The following is a 24,816-nucleotide window of genomic DNA, read 5'->3' on the forward strand; positions in this document are numbered from 1 at the left end:
GCCCCCGATAGCGGTTGATCAGTTGATGTCTCTATCACTGATACACCGCTATCGGGGGCAAGCCCCCTCCCACATTATCATTTGGCCTGGTAGATGATCCCAGGGCTGCACTGCACCATCTGGAAATGATCCGGCAGGCCATTGAGCGCCTCGGATGCACCGAGGAATAGATAACCGCCACGCTTGAGGGTGCCGTGGATGCGCAACAGGATGTCTTTCTTCACCTCGGCCGAGAAGTAGATCAGCACGTTGCGGCAGAACACCATGTCGAACTTGCCCAGGCTGGCGTAGCTGTCGAGCAGGTTGAACGAGCGAAACTCCACGCGACTCTTGATCGGCGCTTTGACCGCCCATCGCCCCGCCCCTTTCGGGTCGAAGTAACGTTGCAGGCGTTCCTGGGACAAACCACGGCCCAGGGCCAGGCTGTCGTACTCGCCGGTCTTGCAGTTGGTGAGCATGGTGCCTGACAGGTCGGTGGCGACGATTTGCGCCCCGGCTTTAAGCTGGCCCATGTTGGTCCGCTCGAACTCATCGATGGACATCGAAATCGAGTACGGTTCCTGTCCTGAGGAGCAGGCGGCCGACCAGATACGCAGGCGCTGGCCCGGGCTGGCCTTGATGGCCTCCGGCAGCACTTTGCTCTTGAGCACTTCAAAGGGGTAGGTGTCGCGAAACCACAGGGTTTCGTTGGTGGTCATGGCATCGACCACCATCTCCTTGAGCCCACTGCGCGGCTGCCCCTGGATCCGTTGAACCAACTCGCCCAGGGACTTGATGCCCTGCTGCTCCATCAGTTTGTTAAGACGGCTGGATACCAGGTATTGCTTGTTTTCACCGAGCAATATGCCACAGGCTTTTTCCAGGAAGACCCGGAACTGTTCAAAATCCAAATTACCCGTAGACACTGATACCGCCTCTAAAATCGTATGACCGCCAGGGGACAAACCCCTAGCTGTGATCTGCTGCCTTGATCCGGTCGACTACCCGGGATGCCAGGTCATCAGGACGGAATTTGGCCAGGAAGTCATCGGCACCGACTTTCTTGACCATCGCCTGATTGAATACGCCCGACAACGAAGTATGCAGGATGATGTGCAGCTTTTGCATGCGTGGATCGCTGCGTATCTCAGCCGTAAGGGTGTAACCGTCCATTTCCGGCATCTCGATGTCAGAGATCATCATCAAGAATTCTTCTTCCGGCTTCTTGCCCTCGTCCACCAGCTTGCGCAGGTAATCCAGCGCCTGGCGACCATCATTGAGCGCCACAACCTCCACGCCGACGGTTTGCAGGCAGCGGGTCACCTGTTTGCGCGCCACTGAGGAGTCATCCACCGTGAGCACACGCAGCGAGACGGCCTTGTGCGCCGTTTCGGCGTCCACCACACCCACGGAAATCGATTCCGAGGTGGGTGCGACTTCGGCGAGGATCTTCTCCACGTCGATGATTTCCACCAACTGGTTATCAACCCGCGTTACCGCCGTGAGGTAGTGATCGCGGCCAGTGCCCTTGGGCGGCGGATGGATCTCTTCCCAGTTCATATTGACGATGCGTTCCACCGAGCGCACCAGGAAACCCTGGGTCTTGGTGTTGTACTCGGTAATGATCACGAATGGGTTCTCGCGATCCTGCAGGCCAGCCGAACCGGTGGCCAGGGCCAGGTCAAGAATCGGGATAGTCGCACCACGAATATTCGCCACACCGCACACCACCGGACTGGACTTGGGCATGATCGTCAGCTTGGGACATTGCAGCACTTCCCGCACCTTAAATACGTTGATGCCATACAGCTGCTTGCCATCCAGACGAAAAAGCAGCAACTCCAGGCGATTCTGCCCTACCAGCTGTGTGCGCTGGTTTACTGAATCCATTACTCCTGCCATGCCATGACTCCTACGCTAAAACTTTTGGCTATACCTACAAGGGCGGCGCGCCCCCAACACTAAACGGCACGAGCTTTGCTATTTGTTGAATATGGACATTAAAACGACAGTTTCCCGACGCCCTCACCTGACATGGTTTTGCAGATTGCTCTGCGCACCGTTGGCGCTGCTCGCCTTCAGCCTGGCCACCACGGCCCGTGCAGAGAACGTCACCTTGCCTGATCTACTTATCGGCGTCACTCAAGGCTTTCTTGAGTTCACTGTAGAAGATTATCTGGCGACCACACAGACGCCGGGGCGTTATGAAATCCAGGTCAACCAGTTGGACCCGCGCCTGCGCATGCCCATGTGCGACAAGGAATTGACAGCGACCCTGGAAAGCCCCGCCCAACCGATCGGGCGAGTGACGGTAAAGGTACGCTGCGAAGGCGCCTCGCCCTGGACGGTGTTCGTGCCGGCCCAGGTCAAATTGTTCCGTGATGTGGTGGTGGTTGCTCGCCCGCTGAAACGCACGGGCATCATCGCTTTCGAGGACGTTGCACTGCGTGAACGCGACATCAGCCAGATCAGCCAGGGTTACCTGACATCCCTGGATCAGGCCATCGGACAGAAATTGACCCGACCAGTGGTCACCGATCAGGTCATTACCCTGGTGCATCTGGAACAGGCCGAGGTCATCCGCAAGGGCGATCAGGTGGTGATTTCCGCGAGCAGCGGCGGATTGAATGTGAAAATGCCGGGCGAGGCACTGTCCAACGGCGGCATGAGCGAACAGATTCGAGTCAAGAACCTCAACTCCAACCGCGTGATCAAAGCGCGGGTGACAGCCCCAGGGCAAGTCGAGGTCGCTTTATAGATCACTGGTACAGGACGCTGGGTTTTCCTACACTGTGCACGAGATATCCCGTGCGGAGATTTATTGTCATTCGCGCCTAAAGTTTGTCCGGGTATTGCCGAAAACATGGCAAGCGTCCAAATACCCAGAGGTTTTTTTATCATGGTCATCGATTTCAGCCGTTTGAATAACGCCCCGACTACGTCAGGCACTACGCGCACCACCAGCCCCAAGGACAGCGTAGAAGCCAAGGCCCCGGCGCTGCCCGCCAAGGCAGAACAGGCCAGTGCCAGCCAAAGCGGGGAATTCGTACACCTGAGCAATGAGGCTCAACAGTTGCAGAAGGTCACTGACTCGCTGCGCGATCAACCGGTAGTCAATAAAGCCCGCGTGGCCGAATTGAAGCAGGCGATCGCCGATGGCAGCTATAAAGTCGACAGCAACCGTGTAGCCAGCAAGCTGCTTAACTTCGAAGCCGAGCGCTAGGCAAAGGCCTGCGCAGGGCTTTTGGACGCTTAAAACCCAAGGCCAGCCATGCATCACGACGAACATTTGCTTCAACTGATCATTGATGATCTAGCGCCGACGCAGCAATTGCTCGAGCTGCTCAAAGAAGAATCACTGGCCCTCTATGGCCGGGACATGCCGTTGCTGGAAGAAATTCTGGCGCGCAAGCAGTCGTTGATCGTCCTGCTGGAACAGCACGGCAAAAAACGCAGCCAGATCCTCATCAGCCTCGGCCTGCCAGCGGACCACGACGGCCTGGCGCAGTTGGCCAGCCACTCCTCGGTCGGCGATCAACTGCTGGCCCAGAGCAAAGAACTCAACCAATTGCTCTCCCAGTGCCAGGAAGCCAACCTGCTTAATGGTCAGTCGATCCAGCTTCAGCAAGCTACGACCGCCAACCAGTTGCGTATACTCCACGGCGGAGAGCCTCCGGCACTCTATAACGCCCAGGGCTCCACCTCGCGCCTGGTCAAGCCAAGCACCCGCAGCCAAGCCTGACACCGGTTTACAGCGCGCCCTATCCAAGGCCCGCCACATGCTGGCAAAATGCCGGTTCTTGCGTGTAGTCGTATTTTGTCTGGAGATGGAAGAACCGTGTTCAACGCCCTTAATGCGGAAGATGCCCCGCAGCCACCCAAGGTCCTCACCACGCCTCTGGAAATCGCCGGCACCTTGCGGATGCTGCAAGACAGCCATGACCCGCTGATCATCACTTTCCACGAACGCAGCCAGCGCTTCCAGAGCTACCTGGTGGACGTCAACCGCGACAGCAACATGCTGGCGCTGGACGAAATGATCCCCCGCGACGGCGAGCGCCACCTCGAAAACGGCGAACCCTTTCGCATCGAAGGTTTCCATGATGGCGTACGCGTCGCCTGGGAAAGCAATGGCACCCTGACCATCGGCGAAAAAGGCGGCCACCGTATCTATACCGGCAGCCTGCCGGACGAGGTGGTCTACCATCAGCGCCGCAACGCGTTCCGCGCCGCACTGAAGCTGGCTCAACTGGTGAATATCGAGCTGGGCGGCGAGAAACTTCAGCTGCCGGTCAACGGCAAACTGCTGGATATTTCCGCCACCGGCTGCAAATTGCGTTTTGAAGGTGATATTTCCGAGCGCCTGCAACTGGGCCAGGTTTACGACCGCTTTATCGCAGCCCTGTCGTTTGGCAGCATGACCACCGCCGTCGAACTGCGATACCTGCACTTCGAAGAAAGGATCAACACGACCTTTGCCGGCGTGCGCTTCCACAACATGAGTGGTTTGGTGCAACGCCAGGTCGAGCGCTTTGTGTACCAACTGCAGCGTGAAGCACGACGGTTCGACAAAGACGACGATTTTTGATCTTTAACGATCACAGAAAAAACGGGCAGACCCTTTGGGATCTGCCCGTTTTTGCTTTCAGGGGCGCGCCCTGCTCAATTCGTGGGGATGCTCATCCGGCCCCAGGGGCTCGGGTGGCCCTTCGAAAGCGGGCTCATCCGTCGGCGGCTCTGGATCGACCTGCGGCTCGGGATCGGGGACAGTTTGCATCTGCTCCTGCACCACCTGCTCGTCGACCCGCGGGTCCAGCGCAGCCACCAGCGGTGAACTCGACATACTGTCAGGCATTGCCACGTGATGCAGGGGGGCATCTTCCACCTGGTGCAGATTGGTCACCGCCTTAGGCCGGATTCGCCACACCAGGATCAGCGCGCACAGACTGAAAAATGCGTACAGCATCTGGCTGCCGAACAGCTTCATCACCACACCCGCCAGCAACGGCCCGACACTGGCGCCGATACCGTAGGTCACCAGCAGCATGGCCGTCAGCGATACCCGACGATCCCCTTCCACATGGTCGTTGGAAAACGCCACCGCCAATGGATACAGGCAAAACTGTACGAGGGAACACAGGAAGCCCGCCACAAACAGCACTTCCAGCGGCACTTGGGTCATGATTGCCAACGGCAGTGCCGCCACCGCCAGGCACAAGGCGAAGCAGCGGATCAGCAGCGCGCGGTCATAACGATCCGACAACCAGCCCAGCGGCCACTGCACCAGCAACCCGGCAAAAATGCAGCTACCCATGAACAGGCCCACCTGTTCGGTGCTCAACCCCTGCTGGGAGGCATACAGCGGCGCCAGACCGTAGAACGAACCGACGATCAACCCCGCCCCCAACACCGTACTCAGCGACTGCGGCACACGCTTGATAAAGAAGCGCGGCTCCATCGGCGCAGGATGCAAGGCTGCCGGGTGAATGCGCCGAGTCATGGCCACCGGCACCAGGCACAGGGCGAAGCACAGCGCCACCAGCATCAGCAGCTCAAGGCCAAGCTGGGGATGCATTACCAGTATCAACTGGCCCAATACCAGCCCCAGGTAGGAGGCGATCATATAACCGCTGAACACCACGCCACGCTGTTTGGCATCTGCCTGCTCATTGAGCCAGCTCTCGATGACCATGTACTGGCACATCATTCCCAGACCCACGATTATCCGCAGCACAATCCAGGCCGGCAGCCAATCGATCAGGCCATGGCCCAACACCGCCGCACCGACAATCCCGGCACAGGTGGCATAGGCACGGATATGCCCTACCCGGGCAATCAGGCGATGCCCGATCTTGCCGCCCAGTACCAGGCCAAAGTAGTTGGCCGCCATCAGCGCACCCACCCATAGACTGTCGACATGGTCGGCCGCCAGGCGCAAGGCCAGGTAGGTACTGAGCAGGCCGGAGCCAATCAGCATCATCAAGGAGGCGAAATAAAGGGCTCGAAAAGATTTCCAGATCTGGCGCATCGGCGTTCCGAGCGGCTCCTTGCGGTGAGAGACAGGGCTATCGGCATGATAGTCCGGGGTGACCGGGTCCGGACAGGCAACATGCGCTGTTTCCGGGGATTATTTTGCTTAACAGCTCAGACGCTGTCGGATGGCGCGCAAGGTACATCGTTGCAACAAATACATCACAGCACCAGCTGTGAACCTTGATCGGCGGCAAGGTTCGACCCGCGAGCAAAAAGATCGAGTACGCACAAAAAAGCCCCGCCAGGAGGTTCTGTGCGAGGCTTTCTTACGGGCTTCGAATCTGGTGTCCCAGGGCAGGTTCGAACCATAATCGGGTCATAACACCCCATGAAAACTAAATTACCAATACTTTTCAATGAGTTGCAATACGCAGTTGCTGCACATTAGAGCCAGTCCATAGCTGGGACGTGGTTGCAGATTCTTCATTGGAGCCCGCCGTTACAAACGTCAGCGGGCTGATGATTGGATGATGCTCAGGCGCGGCTTAGAGGAACACGCAAAAAAGTTCTGGCCCTTGTTCAACGGTGTATCAGCGATTCCGCGACTGGCGCATTGGCGGCTTCTTCGACCGGCTACACATCCGAATAAGCGAACAGCACTCGATTGATCTGGATATCTGGCTGATCGACTCCACGGCCCTACGTGCAAGCCGAGCCTCATCAGGGGCCGTGAATAAAGGCGCCTATAGCACCGCAGGACTATGCGTTCGCCCGGAGCCGGGGTCGGTATGACAAACAATATTTACATGCAATGTGTTGCAGACGGATTGCCTCCGCCCTTTCTGTTTTCAGTTGGGCAAGCAAGCGATATTGCTTATGCCCAACCCATACTCGGTGCGGCTCACCTTCGGAGTCTGCGCGGGCGTCCTCGCACACACTGCCGGTGCATGCTGGCTCGCAAGGGATACGAAGCCTACGTGTTGCGCCCATACTGGAATCGCTACTGAATGCAGGCAGCCACCTGTCTACAAAACATGAAGCGCAAACCCAAACCAGGCTTGCCTAGGTTGTTTGACAGCCGTCAATATCATCGAACGTATGTTTGAGTGGCTAAAAGAGGATAACCGCATCGTGAGGTGTTTCGATAAGCTTGTTAAAAGCACTGCTGCCTTGGTCTCTTTGGCCTGTGCGGTGGGGTGTTCGTAAAAAACCACGTCATTCAAAGCCAGGATCCATGGGCACAGTGAACCGTCATGCTTCCCTAGCGTTGTGTGCCCTTCAGACTGACCGGTGAAGGGGTTTCGCCAAAGCAACCTTACATTAAATTAATAGCTATATAACTAGCGTTCTGATGGAGCCCGATAGCGCCAATTTAGATACACCGCGATATCTGAGGCCGGCAAAAGCACCCGACGCGCTCTTCCAACGGCGAGCACATCCCCTGTGGCGTCATCAAATTTGCAATAATCTGTACTTAAAAGCAGATCAAAAAATATAGATGTAACCTTGCCCATTGCATTTAACTGATCCAAACCGTTATGGCCATTAGGAGTAATATTAGCGACAGAATTCAGTGCCGCTTTATCAGCCTCTAACTGGCTTACTTTTTCTTGTAGACGTTTAACCAATACATTTGACTGTTTCAGTCGCACTTTATAAGACTCAAGTACATTCCCGATGACAGGATCAATGTTTCGCAAGGCGTAATTTTCGAAGCCCTCTCTTTGAAGCATATAGGAATCTATTATTGGGCGATACTTCCCTGCCCTCTTCAACAAGGTGGTAAAGTCCAGCACGCATGGATCCGACGCATCAGACTTAGTACCTTCTAGATCGTTTGTCATTTTGTCTGATATGAATTTAGCCAGATCTGTTACTTTCATTGCAGGAGTTTTAAACTCACTCATATCCTTAAGTATTGAAATGACTTTCCTAGTCTTTTCATCAACGCAATTCTCTTGCCATGTTGAAAAATTAGATTTGAGCATCAACCCTACTCCTTAGCCACTGCAATAACTGGGACATAATCGCCAATCAACTTATTAGTACGACCGTCTTGAGCCTGCCAAATCGATGCCAAATCTTCTACACCAATACCGCTTTGCTTGAGCATTGATCGAATCATTGAAACCAGCTCAACTGGAGAGTCAGAGACCGTACCTTTAAAAATATCCAGTACGCTTACCTTTCCTGAAAGCAATGAAAGTTTTAGTGCCTTATATTTAGCTCTGGCGACCTCCGAGACCAAGTCAGGAAACTGACTATCTTGATGAAGGCGAGATAAAATATAGAAAGCTGAATCTTCATCTGCGTTGAATTGACGAAAATCCCGCTCTAGAATTTCTGGGCGATATGAGTACAACTTGTCTGGATCAGATTTAAATTTTTCTGCAGCCGCGACCAAATGGTCTCTACACCAAATCCAAGCCAGGAGATCTCCAACTACAATCTCTAGACGGTTATCCACCTTAATTAATTCATGTTGGTTTTTCTCTGGAATCCGGTCGGCATATTCATGCAATGATCGAACTTCATCTGTCAAATTAATCACCTTGACTTCTATTGCCTCAAGATTATCAATACCCTTGACAGCATAAATACAAAAGCCGCACTTGTTTTCAGTCCCAGCTGCTTTCATCTCATCTGTACAATCTCCGTTCCTAGTGCAAATATGGGTGGGGTAGTGCGCAAGTCCTGAGTGATATCCCTGCGCGATTCGTTGCACTCCATCAAGTTCTTTATCGCTTCCCGTCGCTGAAATCGAAATACACCCAAAATCGTGAACAGCTTTTCGTGCATCTGCAGCCAGTGACCTACGAAAAGTTGACCCTTCTAGTGCCGGATCTATCGAAGTGCCGCCCCATATCTGTTGAACCCCAAGTTCAAGATGGCGTGATATTTCTGCCTTATCCTCATCATCCAGCTTTCTGTAATATCTTACGACTGCCTCGGATTTATGTGCAGTCTTAAATCTGCCGACATCTTTAGCAGACAGATATTTTGACCAGCTATTAACGGTACTAGAGCGAGTATGATGAGGGGTCATATCGGTAACTAAGCTTAGGGGACAAAATAGATCACCCGCCTTTGTGCGATTTTCTTTACCCGCATTGACCTTATCACCATAACCAAAACCCTTAGCCTTGAGTTCAAAAAGTTTACAACTGAGACCATGATCATTGAGAAAAAAGTTAAAATCGACAAGAAATTTTACATACATCTCACTATAAGCATTATCTGTTCTAGGTAGCCCAGATGCAAAACTGCTTGAAAATAAAGGTTTAAACTTTGCTTTCTGTGTATCCACATTTCCACGATAAAAAACTTCTACTTTAAAGCTCTCAAGATCGACTAAAGATCTAATTTGACGTTGATACCTTAAGGCCTCAAGTGTCTGCAGTGCAACGTAGGATTCCACTGGAATTTTTGACACTTTATCTACGGCAACATGTAATTTAAAAGCCACCAACCCGGTGCCTTCAACAACATTTTTATCAAAATTTATGCAAAGCCAGCGTACACTCTGATGTCTAAGACCACTGTCTACTGCAGTCAGAACATGTATAGCATAGTGAGGATAGAGCAGCGTGAGATAATTATTATTAGAAAGCGGTATGTTCCAGCGCTCTAGAAAAACGCCTGGAATTTTCGAAATTATGAACCGACGACCACTCCAATAAAATGAGTTATCCCACCCTAGCCTCTGTGCAAGGGCTGTAAAATCTTTTTCATTCGTTATGGAAATATCACCAGATATTACGCAATCGTTAATCAATTTAATTGCATTAACTATGGTCGCCAAGTAATTCAAAGCTATTGAATACTGCCATTTTGTAAAGGGTCTTGCTTTGCTCTCACCCCTGCTGTTTGACGGGGGCATATCCATTTCATGAATAGGATTTACAAAACCTTCATATCCATGAACGTGTTGATACTTAGCCTCTACCCAAGAAAAGAAATTTTTGAGCTGCAGGATCGTTGCATAGGGTGCAGTCTCGACATCGTCATCAAACATTTGAGTAAGAAAAGTTTTGAACGATGGAGGAGCTCCCGTTACCGGGTCAGCCGGTGAAATAAAAACATTAGAAATATCTTTCGGACAAGATGGATAGTTGTAGCTCCATATGACTCCGTTAATGGAGTACCATCGAGGCAAAAACTCAAAAAGATATAGATTAAATTGGGCTATTCCAAGGGCACTAACCTCTTCACGCTCATATGCTTTTTCTCTAAGATATCTAATCTGGCTTTTCAACCAAAGATCCAGAGTCCCCGTCAAGAGTTCACGCCATGGGGCGAAGAGATCAACCGTCGACATGCGTCTCGGGAGATAATCTCGTTTAATCCAGACTTTTACGAAATTGTATAACTCATCTACCGAGGCTACCGAGTCCTGAGACCCAGAAATTTTTCTCTCCCTTATTTCTGAAGGGGTAGAACCATTGCGTCGAAAGCGTATCGCCTGCTCTAGACGAGGCAAAAACTCATCCAGAGTAAAGGGAACTCGATCACCGTAGTAGTGACATACATACTGCATAATAGCTCTAGTGGGAATTTCGGCAGTGAGCAATCGCGCTCCCATTGTGTAGGTCAAGTGAATCTCAATAACATCATCTATATCTATTTGCTCAGGCCTGGTAACTCCGCACATCCAAAATAAACGAGTCCCATACTGCGCAATTCTTTCACAAACCTTTTTGGGTACTCCTGACCAAAAATCACTTGCAGCAAGCTTATATCTAGAGGAAATCAAGAATCTCATAAGCTCTGGATATGTTTCAAAAGCAAAATCTGTTCGAGTTCCAGGAGCCCCATCGCCTGAATTGGAAGATAATGCGCCAAAATTCGCTGGAATCGAAATAAGACCATTTTTATAAAGCATTACAATCGTCAGCCAAAGTCCGCGCCTGACCCAGGTATACACGGACTTCTTGTAGTCTTTCTTAGATGGGCCCAAGATCATACCCATGTCTAAATTTTCTTGATCACTGCCTGCCGCAACATATTTAAACACCTCGAGCACCCAATCAAATGTATAACTAACCTCTGCCAGCCCTGGTGCATAAACAAAATACTTAATAAAGCTAACCTGGCATGATTCCGGCCCAGCTGTGATAGTATCGTACGACCAATGCTTCCCTTTCCCATATTCACTTTGTATAAACTGCGCTGCTTCTGCAACACTAGCTTTGATAGCAGAGTCAACATCTGCATCGCCACCGATCCAGACGGGCATATCAGTATGATTAATCATGACTTTAACATCTCCGGGTGATAGCCTATTTTTTTGTAACCCTCCTCAATATCCGCGTGAGCTGTGCTTCTATCTAGATGGTCATAAACCAGAGTGCTTTCGAGTTTGACATGCGATACCAAATCGCTTGCGACTTCTACTCCGAGTCCTCGCCCATCACCTACAGGTACCTCATGGATAAGAAAGGTGACATAGCAGTGCCTAATATCGTGGGGCGACACATTAACAATGTTGTACCTCTTAAGTAAGCGCTTGAACATCTTACGAATAACCCCCTCAGATGCCAAAGCCAATGGCTGCCCACGTGTTTTACCTTTCAGTACACGAAAAACAAACTTATGAGTTACCCAGCGCCTACTAGCATCAAAAACAGGATACTTATCTGAAACAAGTAACTCCGCATACGAATCCCAAAAGATCTTGTCGAATGGTGGTATAAGAAAAACCGAGTTATTTTTTCTTCCTTTCCAGCGCAGGCCGGATACTTGAGACACCGACAACCCCATTTCATAGTAAAGGCTTGGCCTATTACTCGGATCTATTGCCAGTACGCTATTCGCATCTGGGTCAATGTCTATTGTCAGAGTCTGAAGTGCTTCTGAAATTCTCTCCCCCCCTGCCGCAAGCAATGCCAAAAGACAGCGGTCTCGGACGTTTTTTATTTCGGGCAAGATCTCCAATAGCTTGTAGAAATCAAGTCGTAGCTCTCCGATATAATGCCGCGCAGACCCACGATAATATTTAGGTAGCAAATTAACGTAACTAGCCTTTATTCCACCAGATATGCAACCAGCAAGAAATGAAGTCTGATATATCCGCTGGGCATTTGATCGACTAAATTCCATGTATGACTTGTATGGAACTCCAATTCCTGGCTTGTTACCTCCCTGCCCCAAAAGAGTCATTTTCGGAATTGTGCTATGCACAAACTTGTCTGAAACCTCAAATGCAAATTTCAAAGCAGATCGATATACATTGACAGTACGTCTTTTTACCAAGCGGCGATTGAGCCTTACGCATACCATCCTGATTACTTCATCATCTGAGTTGCAACCCACAGTCAACGATTCGAAGAAAACATGCACAACATCCTCATACTTCATCTCGCCTGCTACTTTACCTAGCAGCAAAGAGCAAATTACGTACTCCACGACGAAATCTAAGTATCGAGCTAATGCTCCAACATATGAATTCACTGTTAGCCTTGCCCGACCAATAGCGATAAGGGCACTACAGTATTGCTCCACCCCTGACACTACTACTCTGTCTGGAATCGACTCGATAACATATGTTTTCACACTTTTAACTACTGCAGGAACCATTTTGAAATTTTTCATAGCGCCTCCACAATGGGCTAAAGCTACTACGAAAAAAACCAGCACCACAAGAACTTTTCCTCTTAAAAAACATGAAGAAATAACAATCCAGCGCTTCTTTTTATGTCAATTTTTAAGAATCATTATTTGCAATAATACATATAAAAACTCAGATCACGGCACCTTGGCATCCGGCGCAGACCAAGCAGACCAAGGTCTACGGCCAAACATCAATAGCATCCTTTCCATGTCAATATTCCTAATAGTATCAATATCAAAAACTCATTTATTGATATGAAATATCTTTGTTAATCTTAGTTAAAATATAGTTTTCGAGGAATTGAGAAATGCGGTTGTGAATCGAAACATCGAGCTGCGGTGGTTCTTGCGGGCGACCTTTAGCCAGCCCGCGTTTCCGGCGACGAGCCGGCATTGCGCCACATATTGACCTTTCCACTGTAGGCACTGCGTCTCATTTACAGCATGCGCCGGGTCTTTTTGACGAAGACTTGGATTCATGGCGAGAGTCGGCGACCGGTTCTACGCCTATTCCATAGATGCAGGTGCTGACCCGCAGGGTGGAAAATAAAGTTTTTGCGTGCCCTGCCGGGACGGCTGTCGTAAATCAAGCCCGGCGATGCTCGCCGTTGTCCTGACCCTGCCGGGCTTCCATCCTCACGTCTGCGCGCTCCGCTTGCTTGTAGTGATCAGACTTTGGCTTGGATGCCCCCCCGCCTGCAAACAAACGTCGCATCAGGCTCAAGGTTTTCCAAAACCAACCGTTTGTCATAGGTATGTATCCCTTCGAGCGAATCGCTTTGATCCCACCAACCGATGACTACGCACAGCATTTGAGTGCCGCCATTTCGTTCCCCAAGACGATCCTAGGCAACCGCCAGCACGCTGCCTGGCAGCGTCTGATCAGCGTCATCAAGTCCTCAGAAACCCTTTCTGCATTTGATAAAGCAGCAGCCTATGTAGAGGGCTACGCACATGCGCTGATCGACAGCGACCAGATCGACATTTCCATCGAACGAGATGTGTTGATCATCGAGACTGTCGACGCATGGCGATGCGCCCGTGTTGGCTCCAGCACCTCCACCTATTTGTAGCCACCAGTGAGTACCATGACTTCTATTTTTCAACGCTATGCCGACGAGGAACCGTCTGAATTACGCATCCAGATGCCGCAGCGGGTTCTGGCTACAACCGTCAGTCATTACCCAATTGATGTTCTGGTAGGCCACTGGGAAATGTATCTGGTTGACTCCTCCTCCGCTCACGATAGGTTTCCATGGGCTGGACGATTTGTCATGGGTATGCCCGTACCCACCTGGGCGCGCGGATTGGAGTGGAACGTAGGCCAGCAGGCTCGTTTTATTAGCGCTGTTTGGTCAGGGGCAGACTTGGGAAGCTACCTTACAAACGATTGGTGCGAGCCGGCGAGCACTGGCAGGGCATTGGCGGAGAACAGCGAGATTCTGGTCGATGGTCAGCAACGTCTGCACAGCCTGGAAGAGTATCTCCTCGACCGGCTGGCGATCCCTGATGCACAAGGACAGCCGAGGATTTGGTCTGAGCTCGGCAACGGAGAAAGGAAACGCTTTCTGTCGACGATCTTTACCCATGTGAAAGTGTCGTCTGGTGACGAGGTGGCATTGCGCGGGACATACGATCTTTGCGCGCAGGGAGTAGTGCCTCGGTCATTTGATCAAAGAACTGTTCGGTAACATTTTAATCAAGGCGGTCGGGCGTATCCCTTCGGGAGCGGCTGTCGTAAACCGAGGCCCGCTACGCTGGGTCTCGGCCCTTCGGGCTTCCATCCTTACGCTCTTCGACCATCATGGTCTGCGCGCTCCGCTTGCGTTATGACAGAGCTCACTTCCCAGCTCGAAGAATTGACGCGACTCCCCCATATTGCTCCACTCTAATCCTTGATGAGGCTGCGCGAATTGCTGCAATGTGGAGGTGAGGCGCGCGCAGATTGATTTTCACAACCGTATAAGTAAGTTAAACGTCCTCAGGAAGGTCTCCATGCTGCAGATAATCAATAAAGTCCGCGTTGCCTAGCACCGATGCATGGTAGAGCTGCTGCCAAGTGTTTTGCTCATACATATCGTCGAACATTTGTAGTGCAAGCTCAATTGGAACCCTTGTAGACCGCATCTTAGCCGCCTGTTTCCAAGTTCGAACGATCTCATCCTTGAAGAAGTGTGCAAACCTTGCCTCGATTTCCAGTTCCCTAATGTGGCTCGCCACCACAGCAGTCTGTTCAGCATCGAGCGCGCTTGATATTGCGATCCGGAAGGAAGGGGCATTATAGGGTGGCTCGATTATTACTCGTAATATCTGCTCGGAAAGAAAGGAATCGAAATAGGGATGCAGGAAAAATCGGGGTTCGGCTACTGTGCCCGTTTTTTCGCCCTTCTCTTTCTGGCATCTGTCGCACATTGGAAACAGGTTTGCAGGGGTTATGCAGAAATGCGGGTATTTGCCTTTGGGAAGGTAGTGATCCAAAGTGTTCGGTCTGCCGAACTCTCCACATGCAGGGCAGTAGTTTAAGGAATGATCGTTGAGATCTTCGATGACCACTCGCTGGGAGCTACCTTCTCTATGGCTCAGATATAGGGTCAGAAAGCTAGTTTTTCTGGATGGCGTTATCCCAAGCCATTGAGGCACATACTGGGGCGAACCTCGGTGACGAAGGTACTCTTGCGTCCTGCTTTCCCATTCAGCCTGAATACCCGTGAAATAGGCAAAATTTACGCCTTTCTCGCGCTCCTGCACCACGTCACTGATAAGACCGACACTGCAATGTGGAGGTAACGGTAGAGACATCACCATTGGTCGCGCCCCATCGCTAAGATTTGAATGATTAGCTCTTCGTTTACATCGTCGCCAAGGGACTGGATGAGTTCTTCGGCTGACATGCCCTCCAACTGATCTTCGATCCAGCGCTCGAAGGGTTTGGATACTGCTCTGTCCCCAAACACGTATGAGGCTATACGCTGAAAATCTCCCCCGAAAGTCTGGAAGGGTGGTTGCTTAATTATCAGAGAATCATCCGTTCGCTCAAGGACGTGAACACAGTCGGCTGGTATCTCCCTCACAGTCGAGACAGAATGCGTGGCAAGCACAGCCCGCGAGTTGAAGCTCTGAAGAATCTGCTTGAGCATATCCACAAGCTGTATCTCAAGCGACGGGTGAAGAAAAAGCTCCGGCTCGTCGATCAAAATAAGGGTATTGCGTTTAATTGCCCCAAGAACATTGATAACAAGATAGGTAAAGAGCCGCTGCCCTGAGCTCAACTGCTGTATAACGCCGTCAGCCAAGAACAACACACCTTGCTCGGCATTGACAAATCGCTCCAATATATTAGCGTCAATGTGCCGAATATTAGAAGCTGTTATAGTAATAAAGCTTGCCTCTTTCCCTCCTTGCTTTATGACACTGACAGCCTTATCAAGCTCATCCAGATCTTCGAATAAGTCTTTGAGGTTTATGTTGCTCTTTAATTTTAAAGCGATAGCGTCAAATTTAATTGCCGCACGAAGCACACGCTCAGCGGTGGCAATCTTTCGTCCCCATCCTTGAATATGGCGAAACCGCTGATCATCCATAACACAGGAGACCAGAGAAGCAACAGTGTCTTGGCGAGGAATGTCTCTGGAAAGGGTGATTAGTTTCCTTTTTGGAGATGAAGACTTAGAAACCCCTCGCAACCCAAAATATTTATAAGCGTCCTTGTCATTGAGCTTAGAATCTTCCATATCCACTGGGAATTGCTCAAAGGGGCTGTAAGAAACTACAATCAATCGACTGATATCAGGTGGTACAGCGAAATCTCCAGAACGAACTTGTCTAGGATCTGCAAGCCACGCCTTCACCATCTGATGAAGGAGTTGAGACTTCCCAGTGCCGTTTGCACCAATCAATACGTTTATATCCCTTGGAAGCGATGTTTCCCCTACACCAAATTTAAATGTCAGACTAGAACGTTGACCAAACACATCCTTGAAACTAAAGTCAACATCGCGAGCCGCTAAGGACTTTTGATCCAGAACTTTCCATACACTATTGAAAGCATCGATAGATCCGCGCTCGCGTTGCAAAGAGTCTTTAAATCCCCCTTCCTGTATCATTTCTTGCGCGCTGGCATCATCCTTGACATGAATCAAATAACTCGCATCTCGCAACGCTTCAGCGGCCTTGACAGCTTGCTTAGGAGAGAGGGCTCCTACAAGCTGCTCGTAGAAGGTGATTTCGCCAGGTGTGGAAATATATGATTCGTTTGGGATTGGAAATGATCCATCCCATCCATTTTGCAAGAGCTCCTTCAAATAGCGACGGGAGTTGGACTTCTCAAAAAGAATCTTTATTGCACCCAGCTGTATCCTCTCGCCACCAATCCTACAGGTCGTCATGAAAGTGGTTTCGTACCCGTAGTCGTTCCAATCGTTGGAGAGAAGTTCCAACACGTCGTCTTCACCTTCAGGCAAAGGATTGTTACGACGACTCTCACGGGCTTTATAAATGATTTTCAATGAAGCTTTCCTTAGCAGTTTTCGACAAGGCCGCTGGGTTCAGGTACGTCCGTCTATCCGGAGTCGAATATACACCATTAAGATGGCGTTTCAGCATCACTCCAACCTCAGGTTTCCGAGTGATGGGCTTGATTGCCGAATGCCTATGCCTGGGCAATCAGCGGGATGTCCCGATCAGTTATAAGCACAAGGTGGAGAAATAATCCGTCGCCCAACGGTCGGGCGTGTCTGTACGAAAGCCGCTGTCGTATACCGAGCTCCACTGGCTACCAGGTCACGGCCTCCAGGCTCCATTCTTACGTTCTTCGATGATCCTGGCTTGCGCGCTCTGCTTGAATGATGACCAAGCTCACTTCCCAGCTTGGACATTGGCGGCTGCTCCAACATACTGCTGTACATCCGATCAAAGACGAGGCCGGGCAAATGGGTTGGCTATTTTGGAAAGACAAGCGGCCCGCGTGGGTTCAGGCAGAGGAACGGGAATTCATCAAGGCTGCGAACCGCCTTAAGACGCTTCAGGTCACACCTCGTGGTGGCATGAGGATTGATCCTGAAGAGCTCAGGGATCAGATCTTGGAGTCTCGAGAACGATACAAAGGTCTGGTGAAGAGATAGCGACCACCCTACGCAGAAAACTATCGACGCCGCAATCGGTCATTCTCATCCAACACAAACTGACGCGACCAGATGGCTATCCAGAATTGCATCGTTAGGATCCAAGGTCTGGACATCACCCAAACCACCGTTCTGCGTCCAAAAGACCAAAAAGGTGCCTTCGAATTTGTTCTACTGTATCCCGGCGTGTAAACAGATCCGCCCCGAGTGCCAAAACCCCATTTCCAATAAATCTCAATTTCTCGCTTCGCGTAAGTGATCGAATTGCAATTCCAGAAAGTGCCCCACCGGCGATTCCAAGTGTCACTTACCAACCAGTTATGACTGAGATACGAGGTAAGCGAATCGAACTCGGGTATCTGATTGCCTTCCAGTGCTACCGAGCATTTGCGGAATCGGTAGCTCTCCACGGAAAATCGGATATCACCCTTGAGGTGCGATAGGAAATCTTGCGAAGGAACGCGCGTGAGGTTGAAAACGACCGGCGAGCGATCTAGCTCATGTACGGTTATCGCATCTTGATATCGAAGTCCTGCGCCCTCAGCCTCAAATACGCAATCGAATCTCACTACCGTAGCATCGACCGCACGGAAAGCGACTTTGGAGACCCGAGGTTCAGCGTCGGTCGGCTTTGTTAGATAGAGAGAATACTCGACATATTTTCCAAGCTTTTCCCACCGAGCGCCGAAACCGTTACGTTTCGTCCACCGTCGATGGGCCTCGGAATAGGTTTTATAAAGCAGTGCCCTGGTGACGCGACGCCAACACCATGCTCCCGCTTTGAAAATTACACCCCATGGCGTCGGAATCGTCATGTTAGCCCCTCGCAAGTTTGAAGATGTTTACCTATGCCGCGACCTGAGTGAGCGAGCTGGATAAACCCTGATGTTTTCAGGAGTGCAGGATCATAAAAAGTAAAAATGCCCTCAATGCCTAGGCTCCTGACTCTGAATTTTTGAGCACCCACTTGGCAAGACAAACATTGTCACAACTGCCAATATCTCATCACCTATCAAAGCCTTGGAAGCTCTATGCGAAAAATACGGTATCGCCCTCATCCACTGCTAGCCTACCCGACCCAACCAGTTTTTCTGGCGGTAGTTGTCAGCATTCCCTTTCTAATAATAGGAGGTCTATGGCGCGATGGCTTGCTCAGCACAACAGCTGTGGCCGCTGCCTTCGACGGGACTGCTTTACTCTGCCTTATCATGCCGGTGACGTCAGCTTGGAGAGCTGAGGCGATGAAGAGAGAGTACCGTGGTTACCGAAAAGCAATCGACGATGAGCTTTGTAACCCCAATTTGGATGAAAAAGGCCGCCAGCTGCTTCTGGTCGAACTTTCAAAGCTGGATGTCCAGTTCCGCTTTCTCCACGATCGGCAGGGGACGCTTCAAAAAGTGAAATTTGTAGGTGCGGGGATGCGTTTAGCCTCCAGGTATCTGCGCAAAGCCAGTAAGTACACCAATCCATTCCGTCTGTTTTGAAAGCTCACCGACATTTGATCGATAAAATCTGGCGGTAAACCAAGCTCGTTTTGTTGGCCCGCCAGCTTAGTTTTTGATCGTCACATGAGTTTCCGACCAAAGAACAGACGTCTCGTAAAAAGCTTCACAGACAATTGATCCGTCCCTTCGAAACCAATGCTGAGCTTCCGGTAAAACGTTTTTAGGGAAAGGGTACGTAGCGAAGGGATTGTGAAAGATTTCGAGCTCAGCTGACCAAGGCTCGTAACGTTGGGGCCAAAGCTCCTGGTACTCTCGACTGCTGACGTCAAGGCAGAATGAAATGCCCTCTAACACGCCAGGTGTCCGGTCGAAAATCATGCCGACGCGGGTGCGCGTGAAACCGTAGTCGATGCCACTCATAGTCTGCATAACTCGCCCGAACTTGGCGATGGTACATCCGTTGCTAAAGACAATTGCGGAGAGGCCGTCATTTTCCCCGGAACGAAATAGGCCCGCAGGGGTGCCCTCATTATCTAAAAGCGTCTGTACGGCAACGCTTACTGCGGCTTGCACACCATCCAGATTTTGTACCTCTGCGTATTCACCGTACAGATAGGTGATCAGCGCTTCTCGACTCCACATCATCGATCCCGGCGCATGGAAGTCCGCCAGGGCTATCGCAAAAGGCTGACCTTGAACATGCGAATACTGGTCATATCGCCGGTCGATTTTGCTTCTTAATGTTTTATGGAAGCGGACTGCCGCCCTTCCCATGCACCGATCTCTAGGATCGTTTGGAATAGGTGCCAGCGGGCTATCAACATGATCATACCTATCCGCATCCGGTGGGTTAGCGGTAACAGCTTCGATCCAGGCTCCATCACCGCTTCGGCGCCGTATATGAAAATCCGGAGAGGGATGATCCTGACTAACAAAACATCCCTGCTCACGAAAGGAAGCCAGAAGTAAAAGCTCCCATAGTCTCGTGTGGAAATTACTCGAGCGAAAATCGGTTACGAAGTTCTGATCGGGCTTAGGCATCGAAAGGTAAAGATGGCCTAAAACCCAAGCTGTCTGTGCTTTTGATTTTCTTCTTAGCAACCTGAAGAGTGAGCCAGCATCTTCCGAAGCACCTGCGAAAAGATGTTGTCGCCTCGGCGTGCTTGGAGGCAACGGCTCAAGATCCCTTCCCTCTTCCAATCGACTCGTAATTTGAGCTTTAGCTTCCTCGAATAGTGCGAAGCCACCTACGCCATATATGACCGTCCAAACGAGATCGATTCTGCGCCTGACCACCAAGCTAGAATAAGTGTTTGCTTCTGGGCTATAGCAGACCACCCCCCAGGTGGCGCCATCGTCGGAAATCCATCCTTCCTCCTTGGCGCAGCCTTGATAGGGATAGTGGTCGACGAAGCTAAGCCCCCAAGGCAGCGCTAGGGCAAGTAGTTCAAACATCGAAATAGGAAGTGCTTTCAACAGCTAATCCATTAGTGAAAAAACCAGCTCGTATAGGCCGTCGCAGGTAATGAATGCCCGGTTCGGCTCCTAACATACCTACTCATACCATCAGCATACCCATGGCTAAGTCCGCAAAGGCGGGCCATTACCGTAAGCACATCCGTTGCGATGCTCCGCAAAGGCATTGGTCTATTGCAATCGATACTTACCCTGCCGGTTCTTGAAAGCCGGTTCCGTACCTTCAAGAATTTCGACCACTCGGGCTTTGATGTCAGGATGCTCAATCGCACCGGCTTCATAATCGAATCGGCTCGCGGCCTTATCACATGCCGCATAAATGATCTGTTCAGCATCACAAACCACTGCGAGGTTCGGGTTGTGCGTCACCATAATTACTTGCCGGCGTTCTTTCGCTCGCTTGATGCACTTAACCAGAACGCGAAAAATGGTCTGGTTATCCAGGTTCTCTTCGGGCTGGTCGATGACAATCGGTATGTCATCCTCATCGACCAAAAGGTAAAAAACCAAAAGCAGCAGCCCACGTTCGCCAGGTGATAGCTGGCCTATTTCCTGCCCTTCGTAGGTCAAAGAATATCGAGGAGCCAAGTAGTCTAAGCAGTACAGATAATCTAGAAGATCCTGCGCAGTGACGGTTCGTGCGAGTTGGTCGGTCAGGAGAATCGCCCTCTCAGGCATTCCTTCTCGACGATCGAAATGAAGCAGATCATCAATCATATCTGCGAAGGCCACCGCCTCGTCTGGGGTCTCGAAATTGGAAGCAAGCAGCAGATTACGCAACCTCTGAGAGCTCTCATCGACGCCCATAAAAGAACCTCTGACCCGTTGGTTAATGCGCCTCAATAGCTGCTCGGAAAAGCCTTTTTCTTCGATCCGAACTTGAAAATCCAGAGGTAAATTGAGCTCTCTCTGCTCATCCGAATTAACGAAGCGCTGCACAGGAAGATAGAGCCTACCGTACTCATCAACCATGGCCTGAATCAAACCATGCATCTCCCGAGTTTTCTCTGAGCGTTCGGCACGGAGCCCCGCTCGCTGCTCCGGCAAAAGCGCCAGAGACGCTATTTCGGCTTGCAATTGCAAGAGGCTGCCTGGCTTATCAGGTGACCCAATCAGCTCCGCCTTAGCGCGCTCCCAATTCGCTAGATTTTCTTTGTAGAGAACATAAAGTCGCTGCGCCTCTCCAAGCATGCCTTTGGCCTCAACCAACTGGGCCGTCGTAAGAGATCTTCGCTGCGAAATACTACCTTGATCTTCATTTTTCAAATCGGCATCGATCACAGCGACCTGCGTTTGTGCCGCTACAGCGATGGCTTCAATCGGCCCTGAATCGACCTTTAACTGCAACAAGGAATCAATTGGCAACTCTGCATCAAGATCAGCGAGTAGGTCTTTCAGTTCAGCAACGAAGGTCGCATGCTGCTTACGGTAATTAGTAAGGGCGGTGGAGACTCTCTTTGCGATCGCTTCTCTTTTAAGCGCCGTAGCTCTCGTGTTCTTGAGCGCCGCCTCCTCAGCCTCAATCTTTCGAACCTCATCTTCGAGAACCTCAACTTGCTGAGCGGCTTGCTTCGACTCATCCAGAGCCTCAGGTGAAGCACTCGGGTCGAGCACCGGCTGGGGCTTGGCCTCCTCCAACGCAGCGATTTCTCCCTGCTTGGACACCACTAACTCATGTAGCGACCTCAAGAAATCATTTGTCGATCTGCGTTCTGCCTCAATGATTTCCGCGTTGATCTTACTGATGCTTTCTTTAACGCCTTTACGAGCCTGCTCAATTTCTGCAACCTTGAAATCTAAGAGCTCATCCATGGACGCTTTGCCGAGCCGCTCCTCCTCGGGAACGTGGGAGTAAATGATTTTTCGCAGCTCTGCATCAAACGTTGTAGATCCACCCTCACCCAATTCATTGCACAAGTCTTCCAAGTAGCTTTGCGGAAGATACTTAACCCGCTCGACGCTGCTTGGCTCAGGATCCTCCTGCAAGGTTTTCTCCATTACGGAGCCATCTAGCCAAGTCAAGGATCCCAAGAAATGTTCCGCAAATCTGCGCTTTGGGCTACGGAACCGGGTGTTTTTTAGAAATGAAAACTTCGCATAGTGCTTTGTGTTGCCAACCAACGCGATGACATCGGATAGAGCGCTTTTACCACTGCCCTTGTTACCGATGATTGCCACCAAATCAGGGTTGAGCGGGATGTCCAAGTCGAACCATGGTTCGGCAAGGCCCGAGTCTGTGACCTTTCCCACTTTTATTGAGCTTATGAATTTGGTTCTATTCTGTTCAACCTTCATTCGCTTAGGCGGGGCATCACCGACGTACACGCGATCATCGAACTCATGGATCGCTTGAACGAGCCCCTGGAATGTGGAGTCAGCCTTGATCCAAGTGAAACAGTTTCCAACACGGTCTTTGTCACCCGATGTGCTAAGCGAGTGCGCATCTGAGCAGTCAAGGAGGCGCGCGTTGACCTGAGCAGCCTTTAACCCATCACGAGCCCTCACGTAAGCCTCGGGATTTGCTGCAGCAGTGAAAACTAGATCTGCTTCGTTAATGATCGTTTTCTTGTCCGCGATCGTATGATCATTCCAGCGCAGACTGTCCCACTCGCTCTTGCCTACCGCAATGATGTGCTTACCATGAAAATGCTGCGTATTGAGAGCAGCGCGAACTGCATCAAAGCTAACGTTGAGATTATTAAAACCGACCCTTAGAGGTGAGGGAGCTCTGCCCCTCATAGCTTCTGGCATTGAGGCAACGACACGCTCCCCAAGCTCAATCAGATTGGCCTTTGTAATGACACCAGCCCATCGCTCGCCAGGGGATCCAGGTACCAGGGAGTACCCATGAGAGATGGCAGGCATAAATTGCTCGCGAATCAGCTGCGGGTCGATCTGATCGAAAACAACATGGAGGTTAATACGACTCCAACTCGAGGGCCTGTATCCCTCGTCGCCTTGCTCAAGAATGCCACCAAATTTATCTAGTCGAAGCTCCACAACGGGAAGAACAAGCTCAATATTCGCAAGACGGCCCCTCTGCAGCTCCTGCAAAACGCGGGCATAGCCATCTACAAACAGATAGTCGTTGATGCCTAAAACTTTAAACTCAGGTGGCAATGCCTCTAGATCGGATAGAAAAGCCTCCCACGCCGCTTCCTTTTCACCGGGGTAGTGGTGAACCAACGACTCTGGGGTGTGGACGTGGAGATCCCATTTTTTCCATGTTGAGCCCTGCAAAATAACTGGCATTGCACATTCCCCGATATCCGATCAGAACCTCAAGTGAAGCTCCACCCGCCATTGATGAAAGCTCATTGACACAACTTTTGCCGGAATATGAGTAAATCTGGACAAATGAATACGGAAAATGGGCATCGCCGGATCCCCCTTCATTAATCGCCGATATTTTTAGCCTCACGTTTTCGCCTCGAGCTATGCCCGCAAAGCTTGAGATGTTTGAGGAGCATCTTTTCCTCGAGTGTTTGATCCTTCAAATCTGAGTCCGAGCCGGTTCGCCACTCGATAATCTTGTCCCAGACCATCCAAGATCTGGTTTCAAGTGAATACGCGCAGCTAGCGAGGCTTTGAAACAGCTGGTACGCCTGCTCACCAGTCAGCAGATAATCGACATTGCCCTTACCGAACAGGATCCCGCCGTCATGCATAGTCCGGATGCAGAGCGCATTTGCCGGGTAGCTTGGGTCTGCACCTACACCTTCATATGTCCAACAAACGCCAAAAAATCGGAACGACGCGCCTTTACCATGGATCGTATCGTCCGAAAATTTGAGAGCCCCTAGATCTCCAGAGAGCGGAGATATTTTCACGAGACGTCCGCCGTCCCAAGGCATGCTCGCAATGTCCAAGCCTGTGCGCATGACAGACATCAATAGCCCCTGGGCAATAGCGTCGGCCTCCCGAGCACTCTATTGATATCGCGAGTCTCCGAGCGACATATCGACAGTGCGACCGTCTTCCGTTGTGGCAGATACATGACTGACTGCCCCGTGGGTAAATTCGACACTTTGCGGCACATAAAATGTGCCGATAGTTTTTGATCGGTACTACGCTCATTGCCGGCACTCCGCATGGTTTTATATACCTAACGGTTTTCGCGACGGCAAAACTTTAGCTCGCGAGAAAATTCTGTTGTTACTCAGTGTGATCGCCGGCCATAGACGTCCATGAGTCTTAGTTCCGGCTAGGTAAAA

Annotated in this window: 18 protein-coding genes and 1 pseudogene; 8 read left to right on the forward strand and 11 right to left on the reverse strand. The window is 50.8% G+C overall.

Features of this window, described 5'->3' with window-relative positions:
• Positions 1 to 77 precede the first annotated feature (77 nt).
• Together cheR and HCF10_RS30330 are read right to left on the reverse strand one after the other, a co-directional pair.
• Complete coding sequence (gene cheR, locus HCF10_RS30325) at positions 78 to 905, reverse strand: protein-glutamate O-methyltransferase CheR (RefSeq protein ID WP_090400438.1); 828 nt, start codon at positions 903 to 905, stop codon at positions 78 to 80.
• 43 nt (positions 906 to 948) lie between these two features.
• The gene (locus HCF10_RS30330; protein WP_032886773.1) at positions 949 to 1,881 is read right to left on the reverse strand and encodes a chemotaxis protein CheV; all 933 of its coding nucleotides are present in this window, start codon (positions 1,879 to 1,881) and stop codon (positions 949 to 951) included.
• A 91-nt stretch (positions 1,882 to 1,972) separates the two neighbouring features.
• Here HCF10_RS30330 and flgA point away from each other — a divergent pair, with 91 nt between their 5' ends.
• From flgA to HCF10_RS30350, 4 genes are all read left to right on the forward strand, one after another.
• Positions 1,973 to 2,737, forward strand: a complete 765-nt coding sequence (gene flgA / locus HCF10_RS30335) for a flagellar basal body P-ring formation chaperone FlgA (protein WP_145338711.1) — start codon at positions 1,973 to 1,975, stop codon at positions 2,735 to 2,737.
• 141 nt (positions 2,738 to 2,878) lie between these two features.
• Positions 2,879 to 3,202 carry a flagellar biosynthesis anti-sigma factor FlgM gene (gene flgM / locus HCF10_RS30340; RefSeq protein WP_167657032.1) on the forward strand — a complete coding sequence of 108 codons (324 nt, stop codon included), beginning with the start codon at positions 2,879 to 2,881 and terminating at the stop codon, positions 3,200 to 3,202.
• Between the two features lie 48 nt (positions 3,203 to 3,250).
• A complete protein-coding gene (locus HCF10_RS30345; RefSeq protein WP_131697782.1) occupies positions 3,251 to 3,721 on the forward strand; it encodes a flagella synthesis protein FlgN in 471 nt (156 codons plus the stop codon).
• A 96-nt stretch (positions 3,722 to 3,817) separates the two neighbouring features.
• Positions 3,818 to 4,567 (forward strand): flagellar brake protein, encoded by a 750-nt coding sequence (locus tag HCF10_RS30350; RefSeq protein ID WP_131697783.1) that lies wholly within the window; start codon positions 3,818 to 3,820, stop codon positions 4,565 to 4,567.
• A 57-nt stretch (positions 4,568 to 4,624) separates the two neighbouring features.
• Here the strand turns inward: HCF10_RS30350 and HCF10_RS30355 are convergent, their stop codons facing one another.
• Complete coding sequence (locus HCF10_RS30355; protein ID WP_131697784.1) at positions 4,625 to 6,007, reverse strand: MFS transporter; 1,383 nt, start codon at positions 6,005 to 6,007, stop codon at positions 4,625 to 4,627.
• A 371-nt stretch (positions 6,008 to 6,378) separates the two neighbouring features.
• On the opposite strand from HCF10_RS30355, the pseudogene HCF10_RS32220 reads away from it, so the two are divergent.
• Positions 6,379 to 7,158: pseudogene (locus HCF10_RS32220) on the forward strand (IS5 family transposase).
• 134 nt (positions 7,159 to 7,292) lie between these two features.
• On the opposite strand, the gene HCF10_RS30365 reads toward HCF10_RS32220, so the two are convergent.
• The 3 genes from HCF10_RS30365 to HCF10_RS30375 are packed head-to-tail and all read right to left on the reverse strand — an operon-like array spanning position 7,293 to position 12,543.
• Positions 7,293 to 7,940, reverse strand: coding sequence for a hypothetical protein (locus tag HCF10_RS30365; RefSeq protein WP_167657034.1), 648 nt, complete (start codon positions 7,938 to 7,940; stop codon positions 7,293 to 7,295).
• A gap of 5 nt (positions 7,941 to 7,945) precedes the next feature.
• A complete protein-coding gene (locus HCF10_RS30370; protein ID WP_167657035.1) occupies positions 7,946 to 11,206 on the reverse strand; it encodes a hypothetical protein in 3,261 nt (1,086 codons plus the stop codon).
• On the reverse strand, positions 11,203 to 12,543 hold the full coding sequence (locus HCF10_RS30375) for a tyrosine-type recombinase/integrase (RefSeq protein WP_167657036.1): 1,341 nt from the start codon (positions 12,541 to 12,543) through the stop codon (positions 11,203 to 11,205). The genes HCF10_RS30370 and HCF10_RS30375 overlap by 4 nt, the downstream gene beginning before the upstream one ends.
• A gap of 698 nt (positions 12,544 to 13,241) precedes the next feature.
• On the opposite strand from HCF10_RS30375, the gene HCF10_RS30380 reads away from it, so the two are divergent.
• Together HCF10_RS30380 and HCF10_RS30385 are read left to right on the forward strand one after the other, a co-directional pair.
• A complete protein-coding gene (locus tag HCF10_RS30380; protein WP_237683212.1) occupies positions 13,242 to 13,634 on the forward strand; it encodes a hypothetical protein in 393 nt (130 codons plus the stop codon).
• Positions 13,635 to 13,649: 15 nt separating this feature from the next.
• Positions 13,650 to 14,252, forward strand: coding sequence for a hypothetical protein (locus HCF10_RS30385; RefSeq protein WP_167657037.1), 603 nt, complete (start codon positions 13,650 to 13,652; stop codon positions 14,250 to 14,252).
• A 280-nt stretch (positions 14,253 to 14,532) separates the two neighbouring features.
• Here HCF10_RS30385 and HCF10_RS30390 read toward each other — a convergent pair whose 3' ends face one another.
• Together HCF10_RS30390 and HCF10_RS30395 are read right to left on the reverse strand one after the other, a co-directional pair.
• Positions 14,533 to 15,360: a hypothetical protein gene (locus tag HCF10_RS30390; RefSeq protein WP_167657038.1), complete on the reverse strand. Its 828-nt coding sequence runs from the start codon at positions 15,358 to 15,360 to the stop codon at positions 14,533 to 14,535.
• Positions 15,360 to 17,066 carry an AAA family ATPase gene (locus HCF10_RS30395; RefSeq protein ID WP_167657039.1) on the reverse strand — a complete coding sequence of 569 codons (1,707 nt, stop codon included), beginning with the start codon at positions 17,064 to 17,066 and terminating at the stop codon, positions 15,360 to 15,362. The genes HCF10_RS30390 and HCF10_RS30395 overlap by 1 nt, the downstream gene beginning before the upstream one ends.
• 1,763 nt (positions 17,067 to 18,829) lie before the next feature.
• On the opposite strand from HCF10_RS30395, the gene HCF10_RS30400 reads away from it, so the two are divergent.
• Complete coding sequence (locus HCF10_RS30400; RefSeq protein WP_167657040.1) at positions 18,830 to 19,165, forward strand: hypothetical protein; 336 nt, start codon at positions 18,830 to 18,832, stop codon at positions 19,163 to 19,165.
• Positions 19,166 to 19,231: 66 nt separating this feature from the next.
• On the opposite strand, the gene HCF10_RS30405 is transcribed toward HCF10_RS30400, so the two are convergent.
• The 3 genes from HCF10_RS30405 to HCF10_RS30415 form a co-directional block, all read right to left on the reverse strand.
• A complete protein-coding gene (locus tag HCF10_RS30405) occupies positions 19,232 to 20,602 on the reverse strand; it encodes a hypothetical protein (RefSeq protein WP_167657041.1) in 1,371 nt (456 codons plus the stop codon).
• Between the two features lie 171 nt (positions 20,603 to 20,773).
• Complete coding sequence (locus HCF10_RS30410) at positions 20,774 to 23,854, reverse strand: TrlF family AAA-like ATPase (RefSeq protein WP_167657042.1); 3,081 nt, start codon at positions 23,852 to 23,854, stop codon at positions 20,774 to 20,776.
• A 143-nt stretch (positions 23,855 to 23,997) separates the two neighbouring features.
• The gene (locus HCF10_RS30415) at positions 23,998 to 24,492 is read right to left on the reverse strand and encodes a hypothetical protein (RefSeq protein WP_167657043.1); all 495 of its coding nucleotides are present in this window, start codon (positions 24,490 to 24,492) and stop codon (positions 23,998 to 24,000) included.
• Positions 24,493 to 24,816: the final 324 nt, after the last annotated feature.

Source organism: Pseudomonas sp. B14(2022) (assembly GCF_012030485.1).
Lineage (GTDB): Bacteria > Pseudomonadota > Gammaproteobacteria > Pseudomonadales > Pseudomonadaceae > Aquipseudomonas.